Annotated in this window: 11 protein-coding genes and 1 pseudogene; 8 read left to right on the forward strand and 4 right to left on the reverse strand. The window is 65.0% G+C overall.

Annotated features, from left to right (window positions below):
* Window positions 1–100: 100 nt before the first annotated feature.
* From BLT68_RS09215 to BLT68_RS04585, 3 genes are all read right to left on the reverse strand, one after another.
* Entirely contained in the window at window positions 101–391 is a 291-nt protein-coding gene (locus BLT68_RS09215) for a WXG100 family type VII secretion target (RefSeq protein ID WP_050695329.1), read from the reverse strand.
* A 183-nt stretch (window positions 392–574) separates the two neighbouring features.
* Complete coding sequence (locus BLT68_RS04580) at window positions 575–1,240, reverse strand: hypothetical protein (protein WP_074633066.1); 666 nt, start codon at window positions 1,238–1,240, stop codon at window positions 575–577.
* Window positions 1,237–1,824 carry a hypothetical protein gene (locus BLT68_RS04585; RefSeq protein WP_074633067.1) on the reverse strand — a complete coding sequence of 196 codons (588 nt, stop codon included), beginning with the start codon at window positions 1,822–1,824 and terminating at the stop codon, window positions 1,237–1,239. The genes BLT68_RS04580 and BLT68_RS04585 overlap by 4 nt, the downstream gene beginning before the upstream one ends.
* A gap of 454 nt (window positions 1,825–2,278) precedes the next feature.
* On the opposite strand from BLT68_RS04585, the gene BLT68_RS04590 reads away from it, so the two are divergent.
* Entirely contained in the window at window positions 2,279–3,589 is a 1,311-nt protein-coding gene (locus BLT68_RS04590) for an ISL3 family transposase (RefSeq protein ID WP_074633069.1), read from the forward strand.
* A gap of 363 nt (window positions 3,590–3,952) precedes the next feature.
* Here BLT68_RS04590 and BLT68_RS04595 read toward each other — a convergent pair whose 3' ends face one another.
* Entirely contained in the window at window positions 3,953–4,420 is a 468-nt protein-coding gene (locus BLT68_RS04595; protein ID WP_050695326.1) for a hypothetical protein, read from the reverse strand.
* 236 nt (window positions 4,421–4,656) lie between these two features.
* Between BLT68_RS04595 and BLT68_RS04600 the strand changes: the two genes are divergently transcribed.
* From BLT68_RS04600 to BLT68_RS04630, 7 genes and pseudogenes are all read left to right on the forward strand, one after another.
* Window positions 4,657–5,151 (forward strand): DUF456 domain-containing protein, encoded by a 495-nt coding sequence (locus tag BLT68_RS04600; RefSeq protein WP_050695325.1) that lies wholly within the window; start codon window positions 4,657–4,659, stop codon window positions 5,149–5,151.
* Window positions 5,152–5,244: 93 nt separating this feature from the next.
* Window positions 5,245–6,546 (forward strand): adenylosuccinate synthase, encoded by a 1,302-nt coding sequence (locus tag BLT68_RS04605; protein WP_074633076.1) that lies wholly within the window; start codon window positions 5,245–5,247, stop codon window positions 6,544–6,546.
* A 527-nt stretch (window positions 6,547–7,073) separates the two neighbouring features.
* Window positions 7,074–7,997 carry a hypothetical protein gene (locus BLT68_RS04610; protein ID WP_232618746.1) on the forward strand — a complete coding sequence of 308 codons (924 nt, stop codon included), beginning with the start codon at window positions 7,074–7,076 and terminating at the stop codon, window positions 7,995–7,997.
* 84 nt (window positions 7,998–8,081) lie between these two features.
* Window positions 8,082–8,746: pseudogene (locus BLT68_RS04615) on the forward strand (heme-binding beta-barrel domain-containing protein).
* The gene (ygfZ, locus tag BLT68_RS04620) at window positions 8,739–9,905 is read left to right on the forward strand and encodes a CAF17-like 4Fe-4S cluster assembly/insertion protein YgfZ (protein WP_074633078.1); all 1,167 of its coding nucleotides are present in this window, start codon (window positions 8,739–8,741) and stop codon (window positions 9,903–9,905) included. The pseudogene BLT68_RS04615 and the gene ygfZ overlap by 8 nt, the downstream one beginning before the upstream one ends.
* On the forward strand, window positions 9,905–10,390 hold the full coding sequence (gene dtd / locus BLT68_RS04625; protein ID WP_074633080.1) for a D-aminoacyl-tRNA deacylase: 486 nt from the start codon (window positions 9,905–9,907) through the stop codon (window positions 10,388–10,390). Before ygfZ ends, dtd begins: the two co-directional genes overlap by 1 nt.
* A 187-nt stretch (window positions 10,391–10,577) precedes the next feature.
* Window positions 10,578–13,046, forward strand: a complete 2,469-nt coding sequence (locus BLT68_RS04630; protein ID WP_074633081.1) for an ATP-dependent Clp protease ATP-binding subunit — start codon at window positions 10,578–10,580, stop codon at window positions 13,044–13,046.
* Window positions 13,047–13,188 lie beyond the last annotated feature (142 nt).

Consider the following 13,188-nt stretch of genomic DNA (forward strand, 5'->3'; position numbering starts at 1 on the left):
TTGTCGGACGCCTTGCGCATCGCGCCTTTGCGCCCTGCGCATCGGGGTCAGGGGGCCGTGGGACAGATGGGGTTAACTGTGGGGGACTCCGCCTGCCATCTCAGTTTCCCCACAACGCGGAGACCTTTTGCTCCGCTTCGCTGTAGGCCTCCAGCGCCGATTCCAGCGCCTTTTTATTGGCCGTCAGGCGCTCTGCGATCTGCCGCAGTTGCTTTTCGTCCCGGATGATGCGGTCCAGCGCCGCGGTCGCCGCCTCACCTTCCCAGTTGTTTGCCAGAAATGCTGCTGTCTGTGGGACGCCGTCGATGCGCGCCTCGAGTTCCTGGGCTCGTGCCCCCAGGGTGGTGGCCAGGGACTGGAGTTCGCCCGCGTTGACGAATATCTCTGTCACGGATGCTTCCTTAATCCTGTTGTTACTGGTTGGATTCCAGGATTCCCGCACGTTACGGGTGGTCGTTCGATCTGCTCGCGGACCGGCGCGAACGGTTCCTGGAGGGCGAAAGGACCCCCGCCGACACGCCGTTTTTGGCGCTTGAGGGCGGGCCAATTGCCTTGCGCCATAAAGTAACACACTCTATAAAAACTCAGCAGCGAGCGTCTGATAGGTGGAGCCGTGCATCGTGCCGCGGTGGCTGCTACGAGCGTTTGCCGAAGAGCCGCGTCCTGTCCATGCCTCGTTCTTGGCGGCCTTGCGCATGATCGCGATGCTGCGCCAGTACAGGACGTGATCCTTCGGCAGGTTGCCGCTGAGGAAGTAGCGTGGATAGCTCAGCAGGATTCCCTGCCGACCGAGGGCGTCCGTGAGTTCGGCGAGGGCCGTATCCATGTACGCGTTGGTAACAGAGGGGTCCGATACTAGTTCAGCGTCGAAGCACCATAGCTCGCTCGCCGGGCGGCCCCCGACGGAGCTGGCGCGGGCAGCAATGATGATCCGGGTCTTTTCCTGCCGGGCTCGCTTGACCGATTTGGGGGCGAGGGATGGAAAGATGTTAATGATCGGGATGTCTTCGATGGCTGGCGAGATGAGGGAGTGTCGCAGGTCGCTGCCGGTGATGATCTCGGTGCCGACCCAGCCGTGCTTGGCGAGCTGGTCGCTCACCCCTGGGGTTTCTCCCCTGGCCCCGGTGGAGATCCAGTAGTCGACACAGCGTGAGACAGCCTGATGTGGGTTGGTCGCCACCTGTGCGACCATGTAGCGGTGTCGGTCGTAAAGCCTGCGCAGTGAGAAACGTGGGGTCATGAGCGGCCTCCACGCGAAAAGTGACTCGTGAATGGTGCAGTCGTGTCGCCCCGCGTGGCCGCGAGGCTGGCGGGTGCCAGGACGTGGTCGTCGGGCAGGTTCGCAGGATTGACGAGGCGTGGGGGCCCCAGGAGGATGCCCTGGCAGTGGAGGGATGCGTGCAGATACGCGTACACGCGGGTGAGGGGATCCGTGCCCGGCTGGGCGCGCTGGATGAGTCTGTCCCACGGGAAACACCATAGCTCGGTCGAGGCCCGCCCCGCGTATGTGGAGGGGTGGGCCGCGATGATGATGGTCCGCTTGTTGAGTTGTGCGCGCACGGCCTTCAACGTGAGGTACGCGGCGAGTCCTCCCAGCGCAACAACGAGAAAGGGGTCCGGGGAACCGCCGGGCGCCTCAATTCCGACGAGGTCCGGCATCCGGGTTGTCTTGACGACGACCGTGAGTTCGGTGCCTGACCAGCTGCGGTTCGCGAGCTCCTTGGCTATCGCGCGCGACTCTCCCGAGACGTTGATAGCGCGCCAGAAGTCGACGCACCGCGCGACCGCCTCGTCGGGCGGGCACGACACGTCGAACACCGTCATGTGACGGCGTTGAAAAACAGGGTGCTTTCGTGCGATGATCCGAAGGTGGGCAGTGCGGATTCTAGGTAAGGAATTGCGAGACCCGTCGCTACTCTTCCCGCCTGCCTGGTGGATGCCCATTAGCGATTGTTGTTCGTTCGTGTATCGGTCTTGGCAGTACGTTGCATTGTCACCATATTTGCCCTGCCAAAGGGGTGGCTTTCGGGAAGGCTCCCTCCGAGGAAATAATTTGGAGGCCCCAGTATGATCCTTTGCTTCGTGAGAGAATTCGTGAGGTCGTTCAGGGCTGTATCCATGAATCCGTTCGTATCTGAATCCGCTGATAGGCCTTTGGAGGCTCTTCATAATTGAGGGTGTGGGGGTGGTATGCGGGGTTCGGTGTGTCGTGGCCGGGTAGGGGTCGAGGTCTTCCGATGATGGGGGTTCCTACACCGTCCATCCGAAAGACCTCGACATGTCCAATGCTACCTTTGGTCGCCCTGACCTGAGCGCCTTCACGGGCCTGGATGACCTAGGACTGGAAGTGATGGGTCAGCGTGTAGGAGGCGATCGGACCGTCTTGGCCTGCAAGGTAGTGGGTGAGGATCGGTGGTGCCGACAGTGTGGGGGCGAGGGCGTCGTACGCGACACGGTGATCAGGCGCTTGGCTCACGTACCCTACGGGTGGCACCCCACCATGTTGCACGTGAGCGTGCGCCGCTACCGCTGCCAGACGTGTGCTCACGTGTGGCGTCAAAACATGAGTGCAGCAGCCGATCCGCGCGCGAAGCTCTCGCGCGCAGCGGTGCGCTGGGCGCTGGTGGGCCTGGTGGTCCACCATCTGACGGTGGCGCGCATCGCCGACGTATTGGCCGTGTCATGGAACACTGCCAATACCGCGATCTTAGGTGAAGGCCAGCGCATACTCATCGATGATCCTGATCGTTTCGAGGGAGTGTGCGTCATCGGTGTTGATGAGCACGTGTGGCGCCACACCCCTTACGGCGACAAATACGTCACCGTCATCTTGGACTTGACTCCTATACGAGACCGTCGTGGTCCCTCCCGGCTCCTGGATATGGTCCCAGGCCGCTCCAAGCAGGTCTTCAAAACCTGGCTCTCTTCCCAGCCCGACACGTGGCGCGAGAACATCGAGGTCGTAGCGATGGATGGATTCACCGGGTTCAAAAGCGCAGCCGCTGAAGAACTCTCAGACGCAACCGCGGTCATGGACCCCTTCCACGTCGTACACCTTGCCGGTGATGCTCTCGATGAGTGTCGCAGGCGCATCCAGCAAGAACTCCACCACCGGCGTGGGCGTGCCACCGATCCCCTGTACAAGGCCCGCAGAATGTTACACACCAGATCCTGCCTGCTCACCCCGCGCCAACAACACCGGATCCTCGACCTGTTCGCCAGCGATTGCCACGTCGCCCTCGAAGTCACCTGGAGCGTCTACCAGAGTATTATCGACGCCTACCGCGATCCCAATAAAATCCGCGGTAAGGCCCTGATGCAAGCCGAAATAGACCGTCTCAGCAACGCGGGTGTCCCTCGCTCCCTCACGGAGATCATCACACTGGGAAGAACGCTCAAACGCCGATCCCGGGACATCCTGGCTTACTTCGATCATCCACACACCAGCAACGGTCCTACCGAAGCGATCAACGGACGTCTCGAACACCTACGCGGATCCGCACTCGGGTTCCGAAACCTCACCAACTACATCACCCGCTGCCTCCTCGAAACAGGAGGATTCAGACCCCAACTACACCCTCAATTATGAAGAGCCCCTTTGGACTCGAAACACCAAAGCTCACTGACATCCCTGCCCTGCTTCGAGTTAACACGGGCGACGATAGAAATCCAGGTCTTCTCTTGGACGGCTCGGGCCACCTTCTTAGGAATCAGAGGCCTCAGGAGAGTGCGTGGAAGGTCATTATTAAACGGTGAGAGGAAAAAACTACGCAGGGTACTTCCAAATATTAGTTCAGTCCCCGCCCACCCATGCTGGGCGAATTGGTCCCGCATGCCCGAAACCTCGCTGTGTGCACCGATAGAGACCCAAAAATCCTTACAGCGAGCAACGGCATCGTGCGGAGTCAGTGTCACCTGGTAGGCTGCGAAACGCCGCCGATCAAACAGCTTATTACCAGGTGTTGGTGGGGTTATCGAAGCCATGTGATATCTCCGGGTTGGTCGGGATAATAGGGTTGTTGTTCTTTGTATCTCGGCGAAGTCTCATCACACCGAGGTCGGAAAACACATGATCGCGGGGGAGGTCGCCGCCTCGGAAGAAATGGGGCGTGCCCAGCAAGAGGCTCTGCTTGGCGAATGCTTCCCCGATGTCTGCGAGCGTGGACTTCATGAAAGCGTCCGTGAGAGCGGGTTCCCTGAACGAATCTTTCACGAGGAAGCGAAACGTGCAGTGGCGATCCGTCCCGCCGATCGTAAATTGGCTGCCGATGAAACCGCGTTGTGCGTCCTGGATTAGACTGAGTACGCCGTCGCCAATGTTAACGACGGTCTGATTGATCGGGTGGAAGGCCATCAAAAGAAGACCACTTGCGTCTTCGCCCTGTGCGAAAGTTCCCCACTGATTCAGGAAGCGGCGCATCTCGGGGAGATGATCGGATCCCTGGCGCCAAGCACTTGCTGGGCGAGCGATAGGTCCGCATACTCGACGGATAGTGTCATGATTCCTCGTTATGTGTCGAAGCTCTGGTGGTTGGTTTCCGCCGACGTTGTTTCCTGAGCTCGGCGGCGAGCTGTTTTCCCTGTAGGTGAAAGTAGCACAGGTAGTCAGAGTTCGTCGATGCATGAGCAGGCCGACTCGCGGGCTATCATCGTCCCGTGAGCATCCTTGGAACCGTGATCGTCGGCGTCGTCATCGCGATCGGAGTGGTCGGCGCGGTCGTGCAGATCTGGCCCTCTTCGCCCCTCATCGGCGGTGCGATCCTGGTGTGGGCGTGGATGAGCGGCACGCGCGCCGCGTGGGTCGTCCTGGCCCTCACGGTCGTCATCCTCACAGTGGGAACGGTACTCAAATACGTGATCCCCGCGCGCGGCATGAGCAAGGCCGGGATCCCCCAATCAACCCTCATCTGGGGCGGCATCGGCGGCCTCATGGGCTGGTTCCTGGGCCTGCCCGTCGGCCTCCTCCTGGGCATGATCGCGGCCATCTTCCTGGTCGAATACCTGCGCAGCCGCGAAGCGTCCACGGCCTGGAAATCCACCCTCCACGCACTCAAGGCGTACGGCTGGACCATCGCCATCGAACTGTTCGCAGCGCTGGCCTCCGCGACCCTGTGGGGCATCGGCGTTGCCATGGTCGCCTCCGGAAGCTAATGCGACAGGGGGCGACCCGCCCCGGTTAATCATCCGGTAGAATATGCTCGTTGCGCGCGCCCGCGCGACGCCCCCAATGTAACGGAGATACTCATGCCAGCCGTCATCGTTCTCGGCGCCCAGTGGGGCGACGAAGGCAAAGGCAAGGCCACCGACCAGCTCGGTCAGCGCACCGATCTGGTCGTGAAGTTCAACGGAGGAAACAACGCGGGACACACCGTTGTCATCGACGGCGAAAAGTATGCGCTCCACCTCCTGCCCGCCGGAATCCTCTCCGAAGGCGTCACCCCCATCATCGGCAACGGCGTCGTCGTCGACCTGGACGTGCTCTTCGAAGAACTCGAGGACATCAGCGGGCGAGGCGTCGACTGCTCGCGCCTGCTCATCTCCTCCAACGCGCACATCATCCCGTCCTACAACCGCCTCATGGACCAGGCCAACGAGCGGGCGCGCGGCAACAACCTGATCGGTACGACCGGGCGCGGAATCGGCCCCACCTACGCCGACAAGATGAACCGCATCGGCCTGCGCATCCAGGACCTGTTCCACCCCGAGGATCTGCGCGCCAAGGTGGAGGCCGCCCTGGCCCCCAAGAACACTATTTTCGAGGCCGTGAATCTGCCCGTCCTCGACCCCGCCGAGGTCGCCGACCACCTCCTGTCCTTCGCGGAGCGCATCAAGCCGATGCTGTGCGACGTCTCCCTCGTGGTCAACGAGGCGCTCGACCGCGGAGACACCGTCCTCTTCGAGGGCGGCCAGGCCACGATGCTCGACATCGACCACGGCACCTACCCCTTCGTCACCTCCTCCAACCCCACCGCGGGAGGCGCGCTCACCGGCTCGGGAGTGGGACCCACTCGCATCGACTGCGTCATCGGCGTCGCCAAGGCCTACACGACCCGCGTCGGCGAGGGCCCCTTCCCCACGGAGCTCGACAACGAGGTGGGCGAGGAGCTGCGCCGCAAGGGCGGCGAGTTCGGCGTCACGACGGGACGCCCGCGCCGCACCGGCTGGTTCGACGCCGTCATCATGCGCTACTCCACGCGCATCAACGGCCTGACCGACATCTGCCTCACCAAGCTCGACGTCCTCTCCGGCTACGAGACGATCCCCGTGTGCGTGGCCTACGAGGTCGACGGCGTGCGTACCGGGGAGATGCCCCTCGACCAGGCGGGCTTCGAGGCAGCCGTCCCCGTGTATGAGGAGATGCCCGGCTGGAAACAGGACATCTCCGGCTGCCGCTCCTTCGAGGAGCTGCCGCAGGCCGCCCAGGACTACATCAAGCGCCTTGAGGAGCTGTCGCACTGCCGCATCCAGTCCATCGGCGTGGGTCCCGGCCGCGAGGCCACCATCGTGCGCTACCCGCTCATGTGGGGCGCCCTGGCGGGTGAGTGAAACTCCCACCGCCCCTGCTTGCCCCAAACAGACCAAAAGTGGCCGTTGCTGGGGTGCGGGGGTGGTCTCGGTTTCACCGGGCGGGCGCATGTCGCGCGCAGGGGCGGTGTGGGTTTCGGGCGAGGTCGGCAGGGCACCCGGCGCTCCACGCCGTGGATGGGTGCTCCACGCCATCGCTGCCCGGATACGACAAGGCACGCCGAACCGAATGCGCCTGTCGGCGTGAAGGCCGCTCGTAGCGGCAGAGTTTGGAGCCCGGGGCATACCGGTCCGGCGTGCTCAATAACTGTACGGCGTGCCTCGCGCGGTCGCATCCCGTGGGGACGTGCAGCAACCCACACCGGCCCGCTCCGCGCCCTCTCCAGCTCCCGCGGCTCACCCGGGGTGGGTGTTCCCCCGGGTGAGCGGACCTGCGACAGTGCCTCGTCCCCGCCCGGCACGGACATGTGGACGCCTCGGATCGCGGTCCCGGAAACGGGATGGCCTCGTCCCCGCCCGGCACGGACATGTGGGACCATGGAAGAGTGATGACATCGACCCCGCCACCCACACGACGTCGAACCGGCCCCGACCGCGGGCGCCGCCGCGAGACACCGGCGACCAAGCCCGTGCCCGCCGTCGTCGACACGGTGACCGTCACCCTGCTGGCTGCATTGACCATGACGGCCTGGTGGTTGCCAGGCTCTCGGTGGAGCGTGGGGCCCGTCATCGCTGTCGCCTCGCTCTTGCTGGCGGTCGGCTGGCCGACCCTGGCACGCCTGCACATGCCCTGGCTCGCCCAGGCTGTCCTGGCTGCGGGGGGTGCGCTCACACCGATGGCCGTGGCCTACTGGAAGAACCTCGACATCGCGGTTCCCCTGACGGGCATCACGCTGGTCGCCCTGGTCGCGGCGACGATCCTCGACGCGCCCGCGCCCCGCGACCACTCCATCGGGCACACGAGCGAGCACTGGGGATCGACCGCCCTGAGTGCGGCGCTCGCCTCGTCGGTGACCGCCCTCCTCATCGTCACGGCCGGATCCATGTGGGTATCCCTGACCGTCCACGAGCGCTGGTCCGTCATCGTGCCCATGGCCGCCCTGGTCGCCATTGTCGCGGCTGCGTCGGTTCGCGTCGGACGCAGCTCCAGCGCCGTCATCGTTCTGTCCATGGTCACGGGGCTTTGCGCGGGATTGCTGGCCGCGGCGATCGCGTGGGTCATGGGACAGACCTCAGACCTGCTGCCCGTCGTCTTCCCGTTCATCGCGAAGCGATTCGGCGAGTTCGCCGCGTTCCTCACGCTGGGCGGTGTCACCGGATTCGGCGTCGGTTTCGCCGTGTCCGTCGTGGACACGCTGCTGGGTGGGCGGGCTGCCTCCGCACAGCTGGCGAGCGTGCTGGGGCGAGGGGCCGCCAAGTTCCTGGTCGCCGCGCTGCCCGTGTACGCGATGATCCGTATCGGCGGCATCTGACCGGCCCCGGGATCGCCCCGTCGGCTTGCCCCCACGCGGCCTGTGGCCTCGGCCAGCGCGGGCACGAGGGGCTAGGCTGGAGGCATGATGGTGATACCCGCTGACCTGCCCGCACTCGTCGCTCCCGTTGCGTGGATGCTTGGAACGTGGGAGGGGTGGGGCATGCGTGCTGGCTGCGGCGAGTCCGGCGAGGCATGCCAGTCCGGCGAGGACGCTCCCGTGATCGAGGAGATCCGCGGGGATGTTGTGGGCGAACAGATGCGCCTGGTGACCCGCGTGTACGCCGGTGTCTCCTCGGCGCCGATCGACCCGACGTGGGACGCGGCCCATGGGCTCTCCGTGATCGCCAAGGGCGACCTGGTGAGCGAGGAAACCCTGTACGTGTCGGTCGCCCCCTCTGACGCTCCGCTGCCGCCCCCGGCCAGTACAACCCGCGCGAGTTTACCGCGACGTCGGCATCTACCGAGGGGCACGCCGCCGTATGGGACGGCGTGAGCGTGGGTCCGCGCGTGCAGATGGTCTCCGACGCGATCGCGCTGGGGGCGAGCGCGGCGCGCGTCAATCACCTGGGCCGGATGTTCGGCCTGGTGGCGGGCGAGCTCATGTGGACGCAGGAACGCTCACTCGATGGCGAGGATCAGGCGAACGTGGAGATTTCTGGTCGCCTGATGCGTACCGCGCAGGCCTCCACGGAATCGGGTGAGGCCATTGAGGGCATCGACGATTCTCAAGGGGGTTTTCTTGTCTGAGGAACGCCGCGGGTCCGACCTTGTGGACCAGGCCTCGGCCTCCTTCGGCGAGGCCCCTCACTATGGGGATCCGTCGGGTGAGCAGTGGGCGCTGGAGGGTGGGCGTGCCATCGTGGAGCGCCCGGACCTGGCCGTCATTGACGTGGGCGGCGCGGATCGGTTGACGTGGCTGACGTCGCTGTCGTCGCAGGTATTGACGGGGCTGGAGGCGGGGGATAGCCGCGAGCTGTTGATCCTGTCGCCCAACGGGCACATCGAGCATTGGGCGGGCGCCAGCGACGACGGCCAGAGAGCACACCTGATCGTGGAGCGCGCCGATACCGAGTCGTTCGTGGAGTTCTTGGAGTCCATGCGTTTTGCGCTGCGCGTGAGCGTGGGCGTGCGCGATGTGTCCGTGTTTTCCTCCGTGCGCGCGGGAGCTAACACCGCCGAGGCCGTGGCTGGGCTGCCCGGCGTCGAATGGACGTGGGAGGATCCGTGGCCGGGCGTCGTCAAGGGTGGGGCCGCGTACTTTATGGGCGCGCGTCACCCCGGCGCGCGCACCCCGATGATGTTTCACGTCGTTTCACGCGACCGTGCGACCGAGTTCGAGGCCGCGTGGTTGGCCGTGACCGAGGGCGGCAGCCGACGCCGCGCCGGGAGTTTGGCGTGGGAGGCGATGCGCGTTGCCGCGTGGAAGCCGCGCCTGGGGCGCGAGGTGGACGCCCGCACGATCCCGCCCGAGGTGGATTGGCTGCGTAGCGCCGTCCACACGGCAAAGGGCTGCTATCGCGGGCAGGAGACCATCGCCCGCGTCATCAACCTCGGTCGTCCGCCGCGCCGCCTCACCTACCTGCAGCTGGATGGGTCGCGCGCCGACCTGCCCGCGCCGGGCACGCCCATAGAGCTGGGGGGCCGTCAGGTCGGTGTCGTCACGTCGGCGGCGCGCCACGCGGACGAAGGGCCGGTCGCGCTGGCGCTCATCGCCCGCGCGGTGCCCGTGACGACGGTCTTTGACATCGATGGGGTTGCCGCCGCGCAGGAAGAGATCGTGCCCCCGCACGGCAAGTCCTCTATTTCTCCGCAGACCCGCCCCGGCCGGGGCCTCTCCCGCGAGGCCGGCCAGCGCGGCGGGGCAGGCGGATTCGGGGGGCTCGGATCGGCCTTGGGGGCACGCTGATGCGCGCCGTCATCCAGTGTGCCACCTCCGGTGAGGTGCGGGTCGGCGGCCGCCTCGTCGGTCGGCTCGCACTCGGCGATGCGGCGGGCCCTCGGGCCGCCGACCCTGAGGCGGAACGCGGCGCGGTGGCGCGCCAGGGCCTGGTCGTCCTGCTGGGCGTTGCCCGAGGGGACGGGCCCGAGCAGGTGGCCACGGTGGCCCGCAAGATCGCCGAACTGCGCATCCTTGACGGGGAGGCGTCCGCCATGGAAGTCGGCGCCCCGATCCTTCTCATCTCCCAATTCACCCTGTACGGGGATACGCGCAAGGGCCGGCGCCCCTCGTGGGCGCATGCCGCACCCGGGGACGAGGCCGAACCCCTGGTCGATGCGGTCGTCGAGGATCTGCGCTCGCGGGGCCTGCACGTCGAGACCGGCCAGTTTGGCGCGATGATGGAGGTCCACCTGGTCAACGACGGCCCATTCACGGTCCTGGTGGAGGCCTGAGGGTCGGGGGCGACGCGCCCGCCCTGGCCCCGACCGGGTTAGTCGGGGCGCATCGGGGCAGAGTTCCCCTGCGCCCAGGGCGAAAGCGCGCGCACGCGACGGGTGGGCCTCGTAGGCTGGTAACCAGTCAACTGGGACGGGTGTACGTCGAGCGCGGCGGGACTTCGCCCCTGAAATGAGGAGAGGCATGTTCGAACGCTTTACCGACCGCGCCCGCCGGGTCGTCGTGCTCGCACAGGACGAGGCGCGCGGTCTCAAGCACAACTACATCGGCACGGAGCACCTGCTGCTCGGCCTGATCTCCGAGGGGGAGGGGGTTGCCGCCAAGGCCCTGGAGGCGATGGAGATCAAGGGCGAGGCCGTGCGCGCCTCGGTCATCGAGATCATCGGCGAGGGCGAGAAACCGGTCGAGGGGCACATTCCGTTCACCCCGCGCGCCAAGCGTGTCTTTGAGCTGAGCCTGCGCGAGGCCCTGCAGCTGGGCCACAACTACATCGGCACGGAGCACCTGCTGCTCGGCCTGCTCAAAGAGGGCGAGGGCGTGGCCGCTCAGGTCCTGACCAAGCAGGGAGCCGACCTGGCGCAGGTGCGCCAGACCGTCATCCAGATGCTGTCCGGCTATCAGCGCGGCGAGGAGGAGGGGCGCGAGTCCGTGGGTGCCGGCGTGGGGGGCAGCGGCGGCCCGGAGCGTTCGAACTCGGCGATCCTGGAGCAGTTCGGCCGCAACCTGACGCAGGCCGCGCGGGAGAATAAGCTCGATCCTGTGATCGGTCGTCGCACCGAGATGGAGCGCGTCATGCAGGTCCTGTCGCGCCGCACGAAGAACAACCCGGTGCTGATCGGCGAGCCGGGCGTCGGTAAGACCGCCGTCGTTGAGGGCCTGGCCCAGTCGATTGTGGCGGGCGACGTGCCCGAGACGATCAAGGGTCGTCAGATTTACAGCCTCGACATGGGTTCTCTGGTGGCGGGTTCGCGCTACCGCGGCGATTTCGAGGAGCGCCTGAAGAAAGTCCTGAAGGAGATTCGCACGCGCGGCGACATCATCTTGTTCATTGACGAGATCCACACCCTCGTGGGTGCCGGTGCCGCGGAGGGGTCGATTGATGCCGCCCAGATGCTCAAGCCGATGCTGGCGCGCGGCGAGCTGCAGACGATCGGCGCGACCACGAACGACGAGTACCGCAAGTACATCGAGAAGGACGCGGCGCTGGAGCGGCGTTTCCAGCCGGTGAAGGTCGAGGAGCCCAGCGTCGACGAGACGATGGAGATCCTCAAGGGATTGCGCGACCGCTACGAGGCCCACCACCGCGTCATTATCACGGATGCCGCGATCCAGGCGGCCGCCGAGCTGGCGGATCGTTATGTTTCGGATCGTTTCTTGCCGGACAAGGCGATTGACCTGGTTGACGAGGCCGGGGCGCGTCTGCGCATCCGTCGCATGACCGCTCCGCCGGAGCTGCGCGAGCTGGACGAGAAGATCGCCGAGGTTCGCCGCAACAAGGAATCGGCGATCGACGATCAGGATTTTGAGAAGGCCGCCTCCCTGCGTGATGAGGAGTCGAAGCTGGCCGAGGAGCGCAAGTCGAAGGAAGAGGCCTGGAAAGGCGGGGCGTCCGACGAGATCGCGGAAGTGGGGGATCAGGAGATCGCCGAGGTCCTGGCCATGTCGACAGGTATTCCGGTCGTTCGCCTGACCCAGACGGAGACCACGAAGCTGCTCAAGATGGAGGAGGAGCTGCATAAGCGCGTCATCGGACAGGACGAGGCGGTCAAGGCGCTGGCCCAGTCGATCCGCCGCACGCGCAGCGGATTGAAGGATCCGAACCGTCCGGGCGGTTCGTTCATCTTCGCCGGCCCGACGGGCGTGGGCAAGACGGAGCTGGCGAAGGCCCTGGCGGAGTTCCTGTTCGGGGACGAGGATGCGCTGGTCCAGCTGGATATGTCGGAGTTTTCTGAGAAGCACACGGCCTCGCGCCTCTTCGGCGCCCCTCCCGGCTACGTCGGTTACGACGAGGGCGGGCAGCTCACGGAGAAGGTGCGTCGCAAGCCTTTCTCGGTCGTCCTTTTCGACGAGGTTGAGAAAGCCCACCCGGACATCTTCAATTCTTTGCTGCAGATTCTGGAGGAAGGCCGCCTGACGGACTCGCAGGGCCGCAAGGTGGACTTTAAGAACACCGTCATCATCATGACGACGAACCTGGGTACACGCGACATCAATAAGGGTGTTTTGACGGGCTTCCAGTCGGCGGATCACCAGACGCACGACTACGCGCGGATGAAGTCGAAGGTGTCGGAGGAACTCAAGCAGCACTTCCGCCCGGAGTTCCTGAACCGCGTCGACGACACGATCGTGTTCCCGCCGCTGACCAAGCTGGAGATCGCCCGCATCGTCGATCTGATGATCGCGAAGCTGGCGAAGCGCATGGAGGCACAGGATATGCGCCTGCAGTTGACGGATGAGGCGCGCGAGCTCCTGGCCGACGTGGGTTTCGATCCGGTCCTGGGGGCGCGTCCGTTGCGTCGCGCGATTCAGCGAGAGATCGAGGACGCGCTGAGCGAACGTATCCTGTTCGGAGAGCTACAACCCGGTCAGGTTGTCACTGTTGGCGTGCAGACGAAGGGCGACGAGCGCACGTTCACCTTTAACGGAGAGTGATCTATTCGCCAGTTGTGTGAGGTTGACAAGCTTTCAATATTTGCGGAACGACCCGTCGATCTGTGATAGAGTACCCTCTGATTGTTAGGTAACTATTTGTCTGATAGGTTCTAATTAACTATTGATCCTGGGTAAACTCGTG

It is taken from the genome of Schaalia meyeri, assembly GCF_900105015.1.
GTDB lineage: Bacteria > Actinomycetota > Actinomycetes > Actinomycetales > Actinomycetaceae > Pauljensenia > Pauljensenia meyeri.

Bases quoted from the DNA above. Each gene is read 5' to 3' on its own strand.
- BLT68_RS04580 (WP_074633066.1), bottom strand. From the start codon at position 1,240: ATGACCCCACGTTTCTCACTGCGCAGGCTTTACGACCGACACCGCTAC.
- BLT68_RS04585 (WP_074633067.1), bottom strand. From the start codon at position 1,824: ATGACGGTGTTCGACGTGTCGTGCCCGCCCGACGAGGCGGTCGCGCGG.
- BLT68_RS04590 (WP_074633069.1), top strand. From the start codon at position 2,279: ATGTCCAATGCTACCTTTGGTCGCCCTGACCTGAGCGCCTTCACGGGC.
- BLT68_RS04595 (WP_050695326.1), bottom strand. From the start codon at position 4,420: ATGCGCCGCTTCCTGAATCAGTGGGGAACTTTCGCACAGGGCGAAGAC.
- BLT68_RS04605 (WP_074633076.1), top strand. From the start codon at position 5,245: ATGCCAGCCGTCATCGTTCTCGGCGCCCAGTGGGGCGACGAAGGCAAA.
- BLT68_RS04610 (WP_232618746.1), top strand. From the start codon at position 7,074: ATGACATCGACCCCGCCACCCACACGACGTCGAACCGGCCCCGACCGC.
- dtd (WP_074633080.1), top strand. From the start codon at position 9,905: ATGCGCGCCGTCATCCAGTGTGCCACCTCCGGTGAGGTGCGGGTCGGC.
- BLT68_RS04630 (WP_074633081.1), top strand. From the start codon at position 10,578: ATGTTCGAACGCTTTACCGACCGCGCCCGCCGGGTCGTCGTGCTCGCA.